This is a genomic window from Mesorhizobium dulcispinae (genome assembly GCF_033977345.1).
In the GTDB taxonomy this organism is placed as follows: domain Bacteria; phylum Pseudomonadota; class Alphaproteobacteria; order Rhizobiales; family Rhizobiaceae; genus Mesorhizobium; species Mesorhizobium dulcispinae.
This window is the reverse complement of the sequence record NZ_JAVIIY010000003.1, coordinates 320,001-337,447: the sequence shown is the minus strand read 5'-3', so window position 1 is coordinate 337,447 and position 17,447 is coordinate 320,001. Positions and strand designations below refer to the sequence as shown.

Here is a 17,447-nt window from a genome sequence, read left to right as displayed (position 1 = left end):
CGCCCTCTTATCCCGCCATCGCTTGCGAAGCTTTGATGTTTTGGCTAAGGAGGCCGCGCATTTCCGCGGCTCGGCCTTGCCGGGCGCATGTTTCCGTTCCGGCCCTGAGCCGGCTTCAGTCAAAGGCATCTCGCTCCCATGGCGCGTATCGTGATGAAATTCGGCGGAACCTCGGTCGCCGACATCGCCCGCATCCGCAATGTGGCGCGCCATGTCAAACGCGAGGTCGATGCCGGCCATGACGTCGCGGTGGTGGTTTCGGCCATGGCCGGCAAGACCAACGAGCTGGTCGCCTGGACGCGCGAGGCCTCGCCGATGCACGACGCGCGCGAATATGACGCCGTCGTCGCTTCCGGCGAGCAGGTTACGGCCGGGCTGTTGGCGATCACCCTGCAGAACATGGGCGTCCACGCCCGGTCCTGGCAGGGCTGGCAGATCCCGATCAAGACCGACAACGCCCATGGCGCGGCGCGCATCCTCGACATCGACGGCGCGTTCCTGATCAAGCGCTTCGGCGAGGGCCAGGTGGCGGTCATCGCCGGTTTCCAGGGCATCGGACCGGACAATCGCATCGCCACGCTCGGCCGTGGCGGCTCCGACACGAGCGCGGTGGCGATCGCCGCGGCGGTCAAGGCCGACCGCTGCGACATCTATACCGATGTCGACGGCGTCTACACGACCGACCCGCGCATCGAGCCGAAAGCGCGGCGGCTGGCCAAGATTTCATTCGAGGAAATGCTCGAAATGGCCTCGCTCGGCGCCAAGGTGCTGCAGGTGCGGTCGGTCGAGCTTGCCATGGTGCACAGGGTGCGTACCTTTGTGCGGTCGTCCTTCGACGATCCCGACGCGCCCGGAATGGGGGATTTGCTCAATCCGCCCGGAACGCTTATTTGCGACGAGGAAGAGATCGTGGAACAGCAGGTCGTCACCGGAATTGCCTACGCCAAGGACGAAGCGCAGATTTCGCTGCGCCGCGTCGGCGACCGCCCAGGCGTCGCCGCCGGCATCTTCGGCCCGCTGGCCGAGGCCAACATCAATGTCGACATGATCGTCCAGAACATCTCCGAGGACGGCAAGTTCACCGACATGACCTTCACGGTACCGTCGGGCGACGTCGACAAGGCGCTGGCCGTGCTCGAGCGGCTGAAGGCCGATGTCGGCTACGACGTCGTGCAGTCTGAAGCCGGCATGTCGAAGGTCTCGGTCATCGGCATCGGCATGCGCAGCCATGCGGGCGTCGCCGCCACCGCCTTCAAGGCGCTGGCCGACAAGGCGATCAATATCCGGGCGATCACGACGTCCGAGATCAAAATCTCGATACTGATCGACGGTCCCTATACGGAACTTGCAGTTCGTACTTTGCATTCCGTGTACGGGCTCGATAAGCAATAGCAAGAACTGAGTCAGTTGTTGCGTGAGCGCCGGCCGCGGGAGAAACTGCGGCGGGCAACGTGCCCATTGGAGAACAAGCCGCGATGCGTGACATGGCCGGCGGCCCGCGCGTTCTGCTGAAACGGCTCCGCGAGCTCATGCAGGAGCCGCTGGAGCCGCAGGAGCGGCTCGACCGCATCGTGCGCGACATCGCCTCCAACATGGTCGCCGAGGTCTGCTCGCTCTATGTGCTGCGCGCCGATTCGGTGCTCGAGCTCTACGCCACCGAGGGTCTCAACCCCAAGGCCGTCCACCTCGCGCAACTGAGGCTCGGCCAGGGCCTGGTTGGCACGATCGCCGCCAGCGCGCGGCCGCTCAATCTCTCTAACGCGCAGGAACACCCGGCCTTCCAGTATCTGCCGGAGACCGGCGAAGAGATCTACCATTCCTTCCTCGGCGTGCCGGTGCTGCGGGCAGGGCGCACGCTGGGCGTCCTGGTGGTGCAGAACAAGACGATGCGCCAATATCGCGAAGACGAGATAGAGGCGCTGGAAACGACGGCGATGGTGATCGCCGAGATGATCGCCACCGGCGATCTCGCCCGCCTCACCCGTCCCGGGCTCGAGCTCGACCTCAGCCGCCCGGCAAGCTTCACCGGCCTTTCCTTCAATGATGGCGTAGGGCTCGGCCATGTCGTGCTGCACGAGCCGCGCATCGTCGTCACCAACCTGTTCAACGAGGACAGCGAGGAGGAGGTGCGCCGCCTCGACCGCTCGCTCGGGTCGCTGAGGCTGTCGATCGACGACATGCTGGAGCGCCGCGACGTCGCCTTCGAGGGCGAGCATCGCGAGGTGCTCGAGGCCTACCGGATGTTCGCCAACGACCGCGGCTGGGTGCGCCGGCTGGAAGAGGCGATTCGCAACGGCCTGACGGCGGAAGCGGCGGTAGAAAAGGTGCAGAGCGACATGCGCGCGCGCATGCTGCACATGACGGACCCTTATCTGCGCGAGCGGATGAGCGATTTCGACGATCTCGCCAACCGGCTCTTGCGCCAGCTGATGGGGCGCGGACCGGAGGATGTCGCGGCCTCGCTGCCCAAGGACGCCATCATCGTCGCCCGCTCTATGGGCGCCGCCGAATTGCTAGACTACCCGCGGGATAAGCTGCGCGGCCTGGTGCTGGAGGACGGCGCTGCGACCAGCCATGTCGTCATCGTCGCGCGCGCCATGGGCATTCCGGTCGCCGGACAGGTCAAGGGCGCCGTCTCCATGGCGGAAAACGGCGACGCCATCATCGTCGACGGCGAGGAAGGCACCATCCACCTCAGGCCCCAGTCCGATCTCGAGGCCGCCTACGCCGAAAAGGTCCGCTTCCGGGCGCGGCGGCAGGAGGTCTACCGGGAACTGCGCAAGAAGCCGTCGCTGACCAAGGACGGCGTTCCGGTCGATCTTCTGATGAATGCGGGCCTGGCGGTCGACTTGCCGCAACTTTCAGAATCGGGTGCGGCCGGCATCGGTCTGTTCCGCACCGAATTGCAGTTCATGGTCGCCTCGACCTTCCCGCGCGCCGAGGCGCAGGAACGGCTCTACCGCGACGTGCTCGACGCCGCGCGCGGCAAGCCGGTCACCTTCCGCACCATCGACATCGGCGGTGACAAGGTGCTGCCCTATTTCAAGGGCGCGCTGCAGGAGGAGAACCCGGCGCTCGGCTGGCGGGCGATCCGGCTCACCCTCGACCGTCCCGGCCTGCTCAGGACCCAGATCCGCGCGCTGCTCAAGGCCTGCGGCGGGCGCGAGCTGAAGCTGATGCTGCCGATGGTGACGGAGCTCTCGGAAATCGCGCAGGCGCGCGAGATCATCGACCGCGAAGTCCGGCACCTGTCGCGCTTTGCGCATCATCTGCCGACGAGCCTCAAGCTCGGGGCGATGCTGGAGGTGCCGTCGCTATTGTTCCAGCTCGACGAGCTGATGAAGGCGGTCGATTTCGTTTCGGTCGGCTCCAACGACCTCTTCCAGTTCATCATGGCGGTCGACCGCGGCAACACGCAGCTTGCCGACCGTTTCGACACGCTGTCGGCGCCGTTCCTGCGCGTGCTGAAGCAGATCGCCGATGCCGGCGCGCGCAACCATACACCGGTGACGCTCTGCGGCGAGCTGGCCGGCAAGCCGATCTCGGCCATGGCACTGATCGGACTCGGCTTCCGCTCGATCTCGATGTCGCCGGCCTCGATCGGCCCGGTCAAGGCGATGCTGACCGAGCTGCCGCTGCAGGAGCTGGAAGCCTTCTTCAAGGACAATCTGATGGCGCCCGCCCAGGGGACGCCGATGCGGGCGCTGCTGCAAGCCTTTGCCGACGATCGCTCCATTCCGCTATAGCATTCTGCCATGATCAACCTGCCCCGCGACCGTATGGATCAAGTCGTCAAGCGTTTCGACATGCTCGAAGCGCAGATGTCGGCCGGACCCGCCGCCGATGCCTATGTCAAAATGGCCTCGGAATATGCCGACATCCAGGAGATGGTCGGCAAGATCCGGGCGTTGCGCGCCGCCGAGCAGGAACAGGCCGACCTTGAGGCGATGCTCGCCGACAAGGCGACCGATGCCGAGATGCGGGCGCTGGCCGAGGCCGACCTGCCGGAGGTCGAGGAGCGGATCGAGGCACTGCAGAAGGACATCCAGATCCTGCTCCTGCCCAAGGATGCGGCCGACGACAGGAACGCCATCCTCGAAATCCGCGCCGGCACCGGCGGCGACGAGGCGGCCTTGTTCGCCGGCGATCTGTTTCGCATGTATGAGCGCTACGCCGCCTCGCGCGGCTGGCGTTTCGAGGTCGTTTCGGCCAGCGAAGGCGAGGTCGGCGGCTACAAGGAAATCATCGCTTCGGTGTCGGGCAAGGGCGTGTTCGCGCATCTGAAATTCGAATCCGGCGTGCACCGTGTGCAGCGCGTGCCGGAAACCGAGGCCGGCGGGCGCATCCACACCTCGGCGGCGACGGTGGCCGTGCTGCCCGAGGCCGAGGAGGTCGATATCGATATCCGGCCCGAGGACATCCGCATCGATACGATGCGCGCCTCTGGCTCCGGCGGCCAGCACGTCAACACCACCGATTCGGCGGTGCGCATCACCCACCTGCCGACCGGCATCATGGTGGTCCAGGCGGAAAAGTCGCAGCACCAGAACCGGGCGCGTGCCATGCAGATTTTACGCGCGCGGCTCTATGATCTGGAGCGCAGCCGCGCGGATGAAGAGCGCTCGTCTTCGCGAAAATCGCAGGTCGGCTCCGGCGACCGGTCGGAACGCATCCGCACCTATAATTTCCCGCAGGGGCGCGTCACCGACCACCGGATCAACCTCACCCTTTACAAGCTCGACCGGGTGATGATGGGCGAGCTCGACGAGGTGATCGACGCGCTGATCGCCGACCACCAGTCGAAGCTGCTCGCCGACATGGGCATTGATGGCTGATCCTTTGCCCGCCGCGCTCGGGCCGCTGCTGCGCGCTGCGAAGGCGCGGCTCGCTGCCGCCGGCATTGCCGATCCGACGCTCGATTCCAGGCTGATCGTCGAGCATTTCTCCGAAACCACGCGCATCCAGGCCATCACGGAGCCGGGCCGAACGGTGGATTCTACGGCGCTTGCGGCAATCGAGGCAGCCCTGAGACGTCGCGTCGCAGGCGAGCCGGTGCATCGCATCCTCGGCTACCGCGAATTCTATGGGCTGCGGCTGTCGCTGTCGCCGGATACGCTGGAGCCGCGCCCGGACACCGAGACGCTGGTCGACGCGATCCTGCCCTTCGCCAGGGCGACGGCCGAAAGGCTCGGCGAATGCCGTATCCTCGATCTCGGCACCGGAACCGGCGCCATCGCGCTGGCGCTGCTCAGCGCCGTTCCGGCCGCGACCGCGACCGGCGTCGACATTTCGCCCGGCGCGCTGGCGACCGCCACGCAAAACGCCGGGGATCTGGGGCTCAGCGGGCGCTTCAAGGCCTTGCATTCCAACTGGTTCGAAAAAGTTTTGGGCCGGTACCATGTAATTGCCGCGAACCCACCCTATATACCCAGTCGAGACATTGGAAATCTGCAGGACGAGGTCCGCGATTTCGACCCACGCCAGGCCCTCAATGGCGGCGTGGACGGTCTGGTCCCCTACAGGATCATCGCCGGAGAGGCGGAAGGGTTTCTGGAAGCACAGGGCAAGGTAGCGGTCGAGATCGGCCACACGCAGCAAAGCGAGGTCACCGCGATCTTCGCGGCAGCCGGCTACAGGCTGGCGGAGGCGCAGCGTGATCTCGGCGGAAACGACAGGGTTCTGGTGTTCGAGCGTTGAAACCCCTAATGCAGTGCGAAAAAACGCTTGGCAACATTAGGGAATGCAGCTAGGTTCCGGCTTGACCGGATGAGACGAAGCAGGCAGTGCTCTTAGCGATTCGGTTTTCCTTGGAAATAGCTGCCTCCTTGCGCAAACGACGCCCATGCTTCGTGCGGGAATCGTCCGGCAAGTGATGTAACCGGAACAGGATGGCACGTGGCGCCAACGCAATTGATGCGGGCGAACGCCGGTGAAAAAACGAAACGGTTGGCTGCATGAGCGCCACCGTTCGCGAAGAGTTTTAGAAAATTCACATGAAGAGAGTCGAATGAGGCCACAACAGCAGAACAGGCGTATGCGCGGTCGCAACAATAATGGCGGCGGTGGCAACAACAACCGCAAGGGACCCAATCCCCTGACGCGCAACTACGAGAGCAACGGCCCGGACGTGAAGATCCGCGGATCGGCTCAGCAGATCGCCGAAAAATACGCCGCACTCGCCCGTGACGCGCAAAGCTCCGGCGACCGGGTGATGGCAGAGAACTACCTCCAGCACGCTGAACACTACAATCGCATCATCGCGGCCGCGCAGGCGCAGATGCCGATCCAGAACGCCCAGCAGAACCGCGACGATTTCGACGACGATGTCGACGAGGATCGCGACGAGTTCGACACCGCCGGCAATGCCAATGCCGGCGAGTCGCAGGCCGCGGCGAACGGTTCCGGGCCGCAGCCGGTGATCGAAGGCACGCCGGCCGAGCTCGGCTTCAACCAGGAAAACGGCCGCGACAACAACCGGCGCGATGGTCGTGACAGGCATCGCGACCGCCGCAATGGCGCCTATGGCCAGTACGGCCAGAATGGCCAGCGCGGCGACAATGGCCAGCGTGACGGGGGCCAGCGTGACGGGGGCCAGCGTGACGGGGGCCAACGTGACGGGGGCCAGCGCGGTGAGGGCCAACGCGGCGAAGGCCAGCGCGGCGAACATGGTGGCCAGCCGTTCGACCAGAATCGCCGCAACGAGGTACAGGCGCAGCCTGAGGGCTCCGCCGAAGACTTGGCCGAGCAGGCTCCGCTGTTCGACAGTTTCTCGCCGGCGGCCCTTGCCGCCCAGGCCGAGCGCAACGAAGCCGGCGCGGACAATGGCGGCGGACGTCGGCAGAGACGTCCGCGCCGTGGTCGCGGCAATGCCGAGCAGGGCTATAGCGCCGAGCGGACCAATGCCGATGAAGGAAATGCCGGCCGGGCGGTCAGCCCCGCCGATGAGGGCAACGCCGCGGACAGCGGCAGCGACGCGGTCGCAACTGCCGCCAAAGAGGTAAATGCAGCGCCGAGCGAGAATGGCGCCGGCGAGCCGGCAAGCGGCATCAGCGAATCGGCTGTCGCCGACGCAAATAACTGATCCAGGTCCATTTTCAGGCATTCGAACGGCGGAGAGAAATCTCCGCCGTTTTTCGTTGTGCGTGCCCAGGGCGTGTTGAGATTCATCGTGAGAGTCAAAGCGGCGACGGGTCGGTCTGGGGAAGGCGGCCGGCACCGCAGCGCGCCAGGTCTCCCCCTTGCATGCCGGCAATCCGTGCGTTATATACTGAACCATATGGTTCAGTATACGAAAACCCGCCTCGATGCCTCATTCGCCGCGCTCTCGGACGCCACCCGACGCGGCGTTCTGGAGCAGCTCGGACGTGGAGACGCTTCGATCACGGAGCTAGCCGAAAAGTTCCACATGACCCTCACGGGCATGAAGAAGCACGTCGGTGTCTTGGAGCAAGCGGGGCTCGTCGCCACGCAGAAGGTCGGGCGCGTGCGGACCTGCAAGCTCGGCCTAAGCGGGCTGGAGGAAGAGGCGGTATGGATCGAGAGGTACCGCCAGCTCTGGGACGCACGCTTCGACGAGTTGGACAAGGTAGTCGAGGAACTGAAACGAAAGGAGAAGGTCGATGGACGCAAGAAGAGAGAGTGAGGCCACACCGACGAAGAACCGCTTGACTGTGGAACGGAAGTCCGACCGTGAGCTCGTCGTCACGCGAACCTTCAACGCTCCGGCGCGCATCGTGTTCGAGGCGTGGACCAAGCCTGAGCTGTTCAAGCAGTGGTGGGCGCCGAAGTCGATGGGCATGTTCCTGCGTTCCTGCGAGATGGATGTTCGTGTCGGGGGCAGGTACCGTTTGGTGTTCGGTCACGATGCCTCAAACCCTGACGAGTTCTTCGGTAGGTACATCGAAGTGACGCCGCACTCGCGCCTCGTCTGGACCAATGACGAAGGTGGTGACGGTGGACCCGTCACGACGGTGACCTTCGAGGAAAAAGACGGCAAGACGCTGCTGGTCCTGCACGAGCTCTATACCTCGAAGGAAGCTCTCGACGCTGCCGGCACCGGAGCGGCGGATGCGATGGGCGAGACGTTCGAGCAACTGGACGAGCTTCTCGTCACGCTGGGCCCGAGCGTGGGAAGCTCATAAAGCCGTCGATCTCGCGCGTCACGCAGAAACGGATTCAGCCGCACGGCTTCAAGCCTTTGTTTTGACCCATGTCGTTCGCCCAAAACCGCTGCGCGCTTTGGGCGACATGCATTAGAATATTCTGCGTTGACCGACATCAATGCGTCTTGAGAGGCCTGGGCCCATACACCATATCTCGGCTGAACAGGGCCCGGCTCGAATGAGCGGGTCCGTCACCGCAATCTGATCCGGTGCCGCAAAGCGGGCCGGTGATGGAAGGAGACACATATGAATATTGAGAAATACTCCGAGCGCGTGCGCGGTTTCATCCAGTCCGCGCAGACCATGGCGCTCTCGCGCAACCACCAGCAATTCACCCCCGAACATATGCTCAAGGTGCTCGTCGACGACGACGAGGGCCTTGCCGCGTCCTTGATCGAGCGCGCCGGCGGCCGTATCCGCGACGTCAAGCTCGGCGTCGAGGCGGCGCTCGAGGCAATGCCCAAGGTCGAAGGCGGTAACGGCCAGCTCTACCTTGCTCAGCCGCTCGCCAAGGTGTTCTCGACCGCCGAGGAACTGGCCAAGAAGGCCGGCGACAGCTTCGTCACCGTCGAGCGGCTGCTGCAGGCGCTCGCCATGGAGAAGTCGGCCAAGACCGCCGATATCCTGGCCAAGGCCGGCGTCACCGCGCAGGCGCTGAACCAGGTCATCAACGACGTCCGCAAGGGCCGCACGGCCGATTCGGCCAATGCCGAGCAGGGCTATGACGCGCTGAAGAAATACGCGCGGGACCTCACCGCCGACGCTCGCGCCGGCAAGCTCGATCCGGTCATCGGCCGCGACGACGAGATCCGCCGCACCATCCAGGTGCTGTCGCGGCGCACCAAGAACAATCCCGTGCTGATCGGCGAGCCCGGCGTCGGCAAGACGGCGATCGCCGAAGGCCTGGCGCTGCGCATCGTCAATGGCGACGTACCGGAATCGCTGAAGGACAAGCAGCTGATGGCGCTCGACATGGGCGCGCTGATTGCCGGCGCCAAGTATCGCGGCGAGTTCGAGGAGCGGCTGAAGGCCGTGCTCAATGAGGTCACCTCGGCCAACGGCAACATCATCCTGTTCATCGACGAGATGCACACGCTGGTCGGTGCCGGTAAGGCCGACGGCGCGATGGACGCATCGAACCTTCTGAAGCCGGCGCTGGCGCGCGGCGAATTGCACTGCGTCGGCGCGACCACGCTCGACGAATACCGCAAGCATGTCGAGAAGGACGCCGCGCTCGCCCGCCGCTTCCAGCCCGTCTTCGTCGACGAGCCGACGGTCGAGGACACCGTCTCGATCCTGCGCGGCCTGAAGGAGAAATACGAGCAGCATCACAAGGTGCGCATCTCCGATTCGGCGCTGGTGTCGGCAGCGACGCTTTCCAACCGCTACATCGCCGATCGCTTCCTGCCGGACAAGGCGATCGACCTGGTCGACGAGGCCGCGTCGCGGCTGAGGATGCAGGTCGATTCCAAGCCCGAGGCGCTGGACGAGATCGACCGGCGCATCATGCAGCTCAAGATCGAGCGCGAGGCGCTGAAGGTCGAGAAGGACGACGCCTCGAAGGACCGGCTGGCAAAGCTGGAGAAGGAGCTGGCCGACCTCGAGGAGCAGTCGACCGAGCTGACGGCCAAGTGGCAGGCCGAAAAGCAGAAGCTTGGCCTTGCCGCCGACCTGAAGAAGCAGCTCGACGAGATGCGCAACGAGCTGGCGATTGCCCAGCGCAAGGGCGAGTTCCAGCGCGCCGGCGAGCTTGCCTATGGCAAGATCCCGGAGCTGGAGAAGAAGCTCAAGGAAGCCGAAGCCCAGGACGGCAAGGCCGGCATGGTGGAAGAGGTGGTCACGCCCGACCACGTCGCCCATGTCGTGTCGCGCTGGACCGGCATTCCTGTCGACAAGATGCTGGAAGGACAGCGCGAGAAGCTCTTGCGCATGGAAGACGAGATCGGCAAGCGCGTCGTCGGACAGGGCGAGGCGGTGCAGGCGGTGTCCAAGGCCGTGCGGCGCGCCCGCGCGGGCCTGCAGGATCCGAACCGGCCGATCGGCTCGTTCATGTTCCTTGGCCCGACCGGCGTCGGCAAGACGGAGCTCACCAAGGCGCTCGCCGCCTTCCTGTTCGACGATGAGAACGCCTTGGTGCGCATCGACATGTCGGAGTTCATGGAGAAGCACTCCGTCGCCCGGCTGATCGGCGCGCCTCCCGGCTATGTCGGCTATGAGGAGGGTGGCGCGCTCACCGAGGCGGTGCGGCGCCGGCCCTATCAGGTCGTGCTGTTCGACGAGATCGAGAAGGCGCATCCGGACGTGTTCAACGTGCTCCTGCAGGTGCTCGACGACGGCCGGCTCACCGACGGCCAGGGCCGTACGGTCGACTTCCGCAACACGCTGATCATCATGACGTCGAACCTCGGCGCCGAGTATCTGGTCAATCTGCGCGACGACCAGGACGTCGATGCCGTGCGCGACGAGGTGATGGGCGTGGTGAGAGCCTCGTTCCGTCCGGAGTTCCTCAACCGCGTCGACGAGGTGATCCTGTTCCACCGGCTGCGCCGGCAGGACATGGACCGCATCGTCGAGATACAGCTCAAGCGGCTGGAGAACCTGCTTGTCGATCGCAAGATCACGCTGTCGCTCGATCACGATGCGATCGAGTGGCTGGCGGCCAAGGGCTACGATCCGGCCTATGGCGCCAGGCCGCTGAAGCGGGTGATGCAGAAGGAACTGCAGGACCCGCTGGCGGAGAAGATCCTGCTCGGCGAAATCCTCGACGGCTCGACCGTCAAGGTCACCGCCGGTTCCGATCGCCTGAACTTCCGCTCGAAGCCGACCGTGGTGGCGGCCGAAGCCGCCGCCTGATTCGAGCCAGAGCGGAGCAATTCCAGGAGAAGTGCTTGGCAGTTTTCCGTCCGGAATTGCGTGAAGCAAAATACCAGGAGCGCGTCGTACCCGGCCGGTGCGGCGCGCTCTTGCATTTCGATAGGCCCTTACTGCAAAACCGACCTCGATCGCGGTTTTCGGAGGGGCCGATTCCAATGAAGCTCGAGGAGTATAACGGCTTCTGCGCCTCGCTGCCCGCCGCGACGCATGTCGTGCAGTGGGGCGGCGCCCATGTCTGGAAGGTCGGCGGCAAAGTGTTCGCGATCGGCGGGCATGACCGGGACGGGAAGATATTCGTCACCTTCAAATGTTCCGACATGGCCTTTGACGTACTGAAGGAGCAGCCTGGCTGCCGGCCCGCGCCCTATCTCGCCTCACGCGGCATGAAATGGATCCAGCGCCAGACAAGCCAGAGCATGGATGATGCGGCGTTGAAGGACTATCTGCGCGAAAGCCACCGTCTCGTCGTGCTGAAGCTGACGAAACTGGCACGCAGCGAACTGGGGCTAGGCTGACATTCGGTTCGGGATCATGGTGAAACGCCGGAAATCCGCCATCTTCATGCCCGGTTCATGTTGGAACCTTAATTTTGGTAACTGGTTTGCTGGCGAGGGATTCGCCCGGCAAGACCGAGCCGACCGGAGAGCCTGACCTACATGCTGCGCACGATCTTTTCCCTTTCGGCACTCGCGGCCGGGCTGGTCTCTTCTGGCGCGCTCGCGGCACCGAGCGGGGATGACGCGCAGAAGACGGTGCGGCCCGCTCAGCACGGCGCGCTCCTGCTCGCCCAGGACGGCAATGTTGACATCTATTACGATGCCAGGGGCAATCGGGTTCTTGTCGACGCCGACACCGGCAAGGTCATCGCCATCCAGCCGCCGCAGACCAGGCTCGACCGCCGGGCGCTGCGCCGCCAGCTGCGGATGCAGGAGCTCGGGCGCGCGCCGGTCGAGGACGACGACCGCTACTATCTCGACAATCCCGACGACATGGCCCGCTTCCGCCGCAAGCAGTTGGAAGAGAACGGCAGGGTCATTCCGCCGCCGATCGACGAGAACGACCCCTATAACGACAATTCCGTCGACGCCTATCCGCCGGCGCCGAATGACGAGGGTTATGCCACCACCTATCCGGAGGCGCCGAACACCATCAATCGCCAGCCGCTGAACGAAGCGTCGATCGAACCGCAGCCTGGGCAGGGGGACGTGCTGCAGACCAACCCGGACGCCCAGGCCGCGCTGCCGCCGGACACGGGCGGCAAGGCCACCGTCGATCCGTCGCTGTCGCTCGGCGTGCGCCAGGACGTGGCCGACCTGCAGGTCCTGTTCGACCGCGCCGGCGCTTCGCCGGGTGTCATCGACGGGCGCTTCGGCTCGAATGTCGACAAGGCCTTGGCCGCCTATAACCAGATCACCGGCAGCAATCTGAAATCGACCGATGCGGTCGGCATCAAGACGGCGCTGGCGCAGTCTGGTGGCGACGCCTTCGCGTCCTACACGATCACGCCGGAGGATGCGGCCGGGCCTTATGTCGCTTCGATCCCGGAAGATTACAGCCAGAAGGCCAAGCTCGACCGCATGGGCTACACCTCCGTCACCGAGGCGCTCGCCGAGCGCTTCCATATGGACGAGAACTATCTGAAGTCGATCAACAAGGGGCTCGACTTCAACCGTCCCGGCACGATCATCAAAGTCGCCAATTTCGGCAGGCTGGTGTCGACGCCGGTTGCCCGCATCGTTGCCGACAAGGACAAGAAGGAAGTCTTCGCCTATGACGCCGGCGGCAAGCTGGTCGCGGCCTATCCGGCCACCATCGGTTCGGCCGACACGCCGTCGCCCACCGGCATCCATACCGTGTCGCGCATCGCGCTCGACCCTAACTACACCTACAACCCCAACATCAATTTCAAGCAGGGTCAGAACGACAAGATCCTGACTATTCCGCCTGGGCCGAACGGTCCGGTGGGCTCGGTCTGGATCGCGCTGGACAAGCCGACCTACGGCATCCATGGCACGCCCGATCCGTCCAAGATCGGCAAGACCGAAAGCCATGGCTGCGTGCGACTGACCAATTGGGACGCTCGCGAGCTTGCCAAGCTGGTCTCGCCCGGCGTCACCGTGGAGTTTGTCGGCGGATCGTCAGCCGATGATTTTGCCCAGCAATGAGCCGCGCAGCGCGGCGGCATAGATCAACTGCACGAGCAGGATGAAGGCGATGCTCGCCAGCGGGGTGATGAGGCAAAGCGCGGTGCCGATCGCCCAAAGCATCTGCGCCTTGAAGATGCGCTGATAGACGGTACGCCTCGTTTCCGCATCGACGTCATCCGCCAGCATGCCGTTCCTGTCGGCGTACCACCAGCTCGCGAAAAGTGTCACGCCAAGCATCAGAAGGTTCAGCCAGTAGACGAGCACCGCGACGCGGAACTCCAGGAAATCGGCCAGCAAGTCGGTGGAGAACGGCAGCAGCGCGATGAAGGCGAGAAAGCAGAGATTGAGCGTTGCGAGCCGCCGGTCCGATTTCGCGATCAGGCCATGCTGCGCCTGCTGGCCGAACCAGAAGATGGTCAACGTCAGGAAGCTCAGCGCATAGGTCAGGAAACGCGGCGCGAGCGCCAGGATCGCCGCAAGCAGTTCGCGCTCCGAATGCACCGCTTCATGCGCCGGCACCCTGATCTCCAGCACGATCAAGGTGAGCGCGATGGCAAAGACGCCGTCAGTTATGCCGACGATGCGCCCGCGCCCCTCGGCTGACGGTTCGAGCGGCCGCTTCATGACTTCCCCCTTTGGCAATGACCGGCCGGAACCTAGCACGCGACGGCTCGTTTGCATTACGATTGCTGGTTTCCTGGCCATGCGGTCAGTGCAAGCTGGTTTCAAGAACTGCAATCTTCTGGCTCGTTGTTACGAGTGCGCCAGAGAGCTATGCAGGCCTTCATGCCTTCCTCGAGTGAAGCCACTGCCGATTCGATTTCGACCGCGACGCGCACGAACGGAACGTTCTGCCCGCAGACGCGGCGCAAGTTCGTGCTGGTGGCGGCGATCCTGGCTTCGGCGCTCGGCTTCATCGACGGTTCTGTCCTGGCGATCGCCATGCCGGCGCTGCGCGTCAATCTCGGCGCCAGCCTCGCGGAGGCGCAGTGGATTTCCAACGCTTACGCGCTGACATTGTCGGCGCTGATCCTGGCTGGTGGTGCCGCCGGCGACCGATTCGGCCTCAGGCGCGCCTTCGTCACCGGCATTGCGCTTTTTATCGCCGCTTCGCTCGCCTGCGCGCTGGCGCCCGATCCGGCGGTGCTGATCGGCTTCCGCGCCATCCAGGGCATCGGCGCCGCCATCATGGTGCCGGGCAGCCTCGCCATCATCGCCAAGGCCTATCCAAAAAAGGAGCGCGGCCGGGCGATCGGCATCTGGGCGGCCGCTTCCGCGCTGACGACGGCGCTAGGGCCGGTGCTGGGCGGCTTCGTCTTGTCGACCTTCGGCAACGGCGTCTGGCGCGCGATCTTTGCCGTCAACCTGCCGCTCGGACTGGTTTCGATCTATCTGCTCATCGCCAAGATACCGGCCGACCAGCCGACCGAAAAGCGCAGCCTCGACCTCGGGAGCGCGGCGCTCGCCACACTTGCCTTCGGAGCGCTGGCTTATGGGCTCACCGCAATGAACGCCGAGGGCGGCGGGATGATGGCCGGGCCGGCGATCATTGCCGGCGTCGTCCTGCTTTTCGTCTTCATCTTCTACGAGCGCCGGCAGCGCGAGCCGATGATCGATCTCAGCCTGTTTCGCATCGGCGCCTTCGCCGGCGCCAACCTCGCGACCTTCTTCCTCTATTTCGCGCTGTCGGCGAACCTCTTCTACCTGCCGATGGTTCTGATCGCGGGCTGGGGACTGAGCTCGGCCGAGGTCGGCTTCATCTTCCTGCCGCTGTCGGCATCGATCGCGCTGTTGTCGGGGCCGGTCGGCCAATGGTCGGACAAGATCGGCCCGCGACTGCCGATCTCCGCCGGCAGCTTCGTGGTCGCCATCGCCTTTTCCGGCATGGCGCTGCTCGCCCATGCCGGCATCCATAATTTCTGGACCGGGACCTTTCCGCTGATGGCCTTGATGGGGCTCGGCATGGCGCTTGTGGTGTCGCCGCTGTCGACGGCGGTCATGACCTCGGTCGAGGACAAGGACACGGGCGCGGCGTCAGGCATCAACAACGCCGTCTCGCGCATCGGCGGACTGATCGCGGTGGCGGCGATGGGCTCGCTCGCGGCTTTCGTCTACGCGCGATCGACCGGCAATCCTGCCGGCATCCCCGGTTTCGGCGAGCCGCCAAAGTCCCCCCTCGCGGCCAATCTCGATGCATTGCGGATTGCGGCAAGCGATTCGGCTTTTGCCGCGGTTGCCGCCGTCACGGCGCTGCTTTGCCTGCTGTCGTCGATCGTCGCCTGGTTCACCGTGCCTGGACAGGCGCTGCTCTGGCCGCGGCAAACGGGCGATTCGCAGGATTAAAGCGGTTTGACGCAATTCCGGAACGGAAAACCGCTACGCACTTTTCCTGGAATTGCTCAGTTGGGAACCTGCGAATCGGTCTTGGCGCTGGCGACCTTCAGGGAATTGCCGTCTTCCTGCTTAAGCAGATCGTCGATGCGCTCGCGCTCTTTCTTGAAGGCGACGAGGTCGTCGCCCTTCAGCACCTTGCCGACCGGCAGGCGGACACGCATCGAATCGACCTTGGTGCCGTTGACGATCAGCTCGTAGTGGAGATGCGGGCCGGTGGAGAGGCCGGTCTGGCCGAGATAGCCGATGACCTGGCCCTGGCGGACGTGAACACCCGGCTCGATGCCTTTGGCAAAAGCGCTCTGGTGATTGTAGGACGTCTCGTAGCCGTTGGCGTGGCGGATGATAATCTGCTTGCCGTAGCCGCCGGCCCAGCCGGCCTTTTCGACCACGCCATTGCCGGCGGCGATGATCGGCGATCCTATCGGAGCGGCCCAGTCTGTGCCCGTGTGCATGCGCACATAGCCGAGAATCGGATGCCGGCGGGCACCGAAGCCGGAGGTGAAGCGGCCGTTCGGCAGCGGGTTGCGCAGCAGGAACTGCTTGGCGCTCGACCCGTTCTCGTCGAAATAGTCGACGCTGCCGTCCTGCATCTGGAAGCGGTAGAAATTCCGCATCTGTCCGCCGAAGTTGGCCGAAACGTAGAGAAGCTCGGAATTGTCGGAAGTCTGGTCGTCGCCGTCAGGCTGCGAGAAGAGGACCTCAAGCCGGTCGGAGGGCGAAAGCCGCGACTGGAAATCGACGTCCGAGGCAAGAAGCTTGATCAGCTTCTGCGTCATCGATTTCGACATGCCGTAGGAATAGGCGGCACGATAGATGCCGTCATAGACATTGGGCAGGTTGCCGCGCACCACCACCGGCGGCGAATCATCGAATGCCGTCAGCAATTCGGGATTGGGCTCCGGCTCCTGCGCCGGCACCAACTGCCCGCGATCGTCGAGCGCGATGGTCACGATATGGGTGGTGCGGTCGTAAACGCTGGTGCGGACCACCTTGGCGATATCGCCGCGCACCTCGAGGCCGACGCGCAGCACGGTTCCCGCCTTCAGCGCCGTCGCGTTCAAGAGCTTGCCGATCGCTTCCGCCATGCCGGTCGCGTCATCGCCGGTGTAGCCGGAATCAGCGAAAGCCTCGGCGATATCCGTATCCTGCGTGAAAGGGATGATTTCCTCGGCAAAGGCCGGCGCCTGGTCGTCCGGCGTGGCTCGCGTCGTCACCGAGACGTTTTCCGGCGTGATCTTGACGTCGTAGGAGCCGGCCATGCTCTCGGCGAAGGCATCGCCGAATCGCTGCGGATCGACATAATGCAGCGCCGCCACCTGGATGGCGCCGTCGCTCAAGCCGTTGCCGGCTTCGCGCACGACCTTTTCGACTTCGTCGGCGGAGAGGTCGCTCTTCTCGTCGAAGGATGCCGTCTCGATCGGGAAATCGACCGTCTTCAGGCTCATCTCGCTTTCGACCTTCGCGCCGTAGATCTGGCCGGCAACCGCGGCGGCAGTGGCCGGTTGGGCGTTGTCGTCGCCGTCGTCACCGAAGACCTGTAGCGGATCGAATGGCGGGTAGGGGCGGTTCGTGGTGTGGCCGGCCGCGAGCGCCATCTTGATCTGCACGAAGGGCATGGTGTGGATAACGTCGCGATCGCCGACCTTGGTGACCATTGACACTTCCATGCGCCGGCGGTCCTTGGCCCTGGCGATCTGGCGCGGCGCGACCAGCCTGGTCGTCTTGGCCTGCTCGCCGGAATCATCGCCGCCGCTGGCAAGGTTGATGAGCTCGGCGATTTCCGGCGGCGTCGCCAGCTGCTGGCGCCCGTCAAGCGCCGCGAACAGGGCCACGCCCATCAGCACGCTCGACGTCACGCCGGTCAGAAAAG

At 64.6% G+C, this 17,447-nt stretch carries 13 protein-coding genes (1 of these 13 only partly in view); 11 read left to right on the top strand and 2 right to left on the bottom strand.

Annotated elements, in window-relative coordinates; all coding sequences use genetic code 11:
* The first annotated feature begins 138 nt into the window (after positions 1 to 138).
* From RFN30_RS09520 to RFN30_RS09475, 10 genes are all read left to right on the top strand, one after another.
* Complete coding sequence (locus RFN30_RS09520) at positions 139 to 1,392, top strand: aspartate kinase (protein WP_192257662.1); 1,254 nt, start codon at positions 139 to 141, stop codon at positions 1,390 to 1,392.
* Between the two features lie 83 nt (positions 1,393 to 1,475).
* Positions 1,476 to 3,746 carry a phosphoenolpyruvate--protein phosphotransferase gene (gene ptsP, locus RFN30_RS09515; protein WP_320261829.1) on the top strand — a complete coding sequence of 757 codons (2,271 nt, stop codon included), beginning with the start codon at positions 1,476 to 1,478 and terminating at the stop codon, positions 3,744 to 3,746.
* A gap of 9 nt (positions 3,747 to 3,755) precedes the next feature.
* Entirely contained in the window at positions 3,756 to 4,835 is a 1,080-nt protein-coding gene (gene prfA / locus RFN30_RS09510; protein ID WP_320261828.1) for a peptide chain release factor 1, read from the top strand.
* Complete coding sequence (prmC, locus tag RFN30_RS09505) at positions 4,828 to 5,697, top strand: peptide chain release factor N(5)-glutamine methyltransferase (RefSeq protein WP_320261827.1); 870 nt, start codon at positions 4,828 to 4,830, stop codon at positions 5,695 to 5,697. The genes prfA and prmC overlap by 8 nt, the downstream gene beginning before the upstream one ends.
* A 310-nt stretch (positions 5,698 to 6,007) precedes the next feature.
* Positions 6,008 to 7,081 (top strand): DUF4167 domain-containing protein, encoded by a 1,074-nt coding sequence (locus RFN30_RS09500; protein WP_320261826.1) that lies wholly within the window; start codon positions 6,008 to 6,010, stop codon positions 7,079 to 7,081.
* A 195-nt stretch (positions 7,082 to 7,276) separates the two neighbouring features.
* The gene (locus RFN30_RS09495) at positions 7,277 to 7,642 is read left to right on the top strand and encodes an ArsR/SmtB family transcription factor (RefSeq protein WP_320261825.1); all 366 of its coding nucleotides are present in this window, start codon (positions 7,277 to 7,279) and stop codon (positions 7,640 to 7,642) included.
* Entirely contained in the window at positions 7,620 to 8,141 is a 522-nt protein-coding gene (locus RFN30_RS09490) for an SRPBCC family protein (RefSeq protein WP_320261824.1), read from the top strand. Before RFN30_RS09495 ends, RFN30_RS09490 begins: the two co-directional genes overlap by 23 nt.
* Positions 8,142 to 8,408: 267 nt before the next feature.
* The gene (gene clpB / locus RFN30_RS09485; RefSeq protein ID WP_320261823.1) at positions 8,409 to 11,015 is read left to right on the top strand and encodes an ATP-dependent chaperone ClpB; all 2,607 of its coding nucleotides are present in this window, start codon (positions 8,409 to 8,411) and stop codon (positions 11,013 to 11,015) included.
* A gap of 176 nt (positions 11,016 to 11,191) precedes the next feature.
* A complete protein-coding gene (locus RFN30_RS09480; RefSeq protein WP_320261822.1) occupies positions 11,192 to 11,551 on the top strand; it encodes an MmcQ/YjbR family DNA-binding protein in 360 nt (119 codons plus the stop codon).
* Positions 11,552 to 11,692: 141 nt separating this feature from the next.
* Positions 11,693 to 13,201: a L,D-transpeptidase family protein gene (locus tag RFN30_RS09475; protein ID WP_320261821.1), complete on the top strand. Its 1,509-nt coding sequence runs from the start codon at positions 11,693 to 11,695 to the stop codon at positions 13,199 to 13,201.
* Here the strand turns inward: RFN30_RS09475 and RFN30_RS09470 are convergent.
* The gene (locus tag RFN30_RS09470) at positions 13,175 to 13,807 is read right to left on the bottom strand and encodes a TMEM175 family protein (protein WP_320261820.1); all 633 of its coding nucleotides are present in this window, start codon (positions 13,805 to 13,807) and stop codon (positions 13,175 to 13,177) included. The two genes, RFN30_RS09475 and RFN30_RS09470, sit on opposite strands and share 27 nt — an antisense overlap.
* A gap of 162 nt (positions 13,808 to 13,969) precedes the next feature.
* Between RFN30_RS09470 and RFN30_RS09465 the strand changes: the two genes are divergently transcribed.
* Positions 13,970 to 15,526, top strand: coding sequence for an MFS transporter (locus RFN30_RS09465; protein WP_320261819.1), 1,557 nt, complete (start codon positions 13,970 to 13,972; stop codon positions 15,524 to 15,526).
* A 56-nt stretch (positions 15,527 to 15,582) separates the two neighbouring features.
* Here the strand turns inward: RFN30_RS09465 and RFN30_RS09460 are convergent, their stop codons facing one another.
* A protein-coding gene (locus RFN30_RS09460; protein ID WP_320262078.1) for a M23 family metallopeptidase crosses the window boundary here: on the bottom strand, positions 15,583 to 17,447 show its 3' portion. It continues 115 nt past the right edge of the window; the window shows 1,865 of its 1,980 coding nt (coding positions 116–1,980); its start codon lies beyond the right edge, outside the window — the gene reads right to left on this strand; it ends in the stop codon at positions 15,583 to 15,585.

Coding starts and splice junctions, on each gene's coding strand:
- prfA (WP_320261828.1), top strand. CDS start 3,756: ATGATCAACCTGCCCCGCGACCGTATGGATCAAGTCGTCAAGCGTTTC.
- RFN30_RS09470 (WP_320261820.1), bottom strand. CDS start 13,807: ATGAAGCGGCCGCTCGAACCGTCAGCCGAGGGGCGCGGGCGCATCGTC.
- RFN30_RS09490 (WP_320261824.1), top strand. CDS start 7,620: ATGGACGCAAGAAGAGAGAGTGAGGCCACACCGACGAAGAACCGCTTG.
- RFN30_RS09480 (WP_320261822.1), top strand. CDS start 11,192: ATGAAGCTCGAGGAGTATAACGGCTTCTGCGCCTCGCTGCCCGCCGCG.
- RFN30_RS09520 (WP_192257662.1), top strand. CDS start 139: ATGGCGCGTATCGTGATGAAATTCGGCGGAACCTCGGTCGCCGACATC.
- RFN30_RS09465 (WP_320261819.1), top strand. CDS start 13,970: ATGCCTTCCTCGAGTGAAGCCACTGCCGATTCGATTTCGACCGCGACG.
- RFN30_RS09500 (WP_320261826.1), top strand. CDS start 6,008: ATGAGGCCACAACAGCAGAACAGGCGTATGCGCGGTCGCAACAATAAT.
- RFN30_RS09475 (WP_320261821.1), top strand. CDS start 11,693: ATGCTGCGCACGATCTTTTCCCTTTCGGCACTCGCGGCCGGGCTGGTC.
- prmC (WP_320261827.1), top strand. CDS start 4,828: ATGGCTGATCCTTTGCCCGCCGCGCTCGGGCCGCTGCTGCGCGCTGCG.
- ptsP (WP_320261829.1), top strand. CDS start 1,476: ATGCGTGACATGGCCGGCGGCCCGCGCGTTCTGCTGAAACGGCTCCGC.
- clpB (WP_320261823.1), top strand. CDS start 8,409: ATGAATATTGAGAAATACTCCGAGCGCGTGCGCGGTTTCATCCAGTCC.
- RFN30_RS09495 (WP_320261825.1), top strand. CDS start 7,277: ATGGTTCAGTATACGAAAACCCGCCTCGATGCCTCATTCGCCGCGCTC.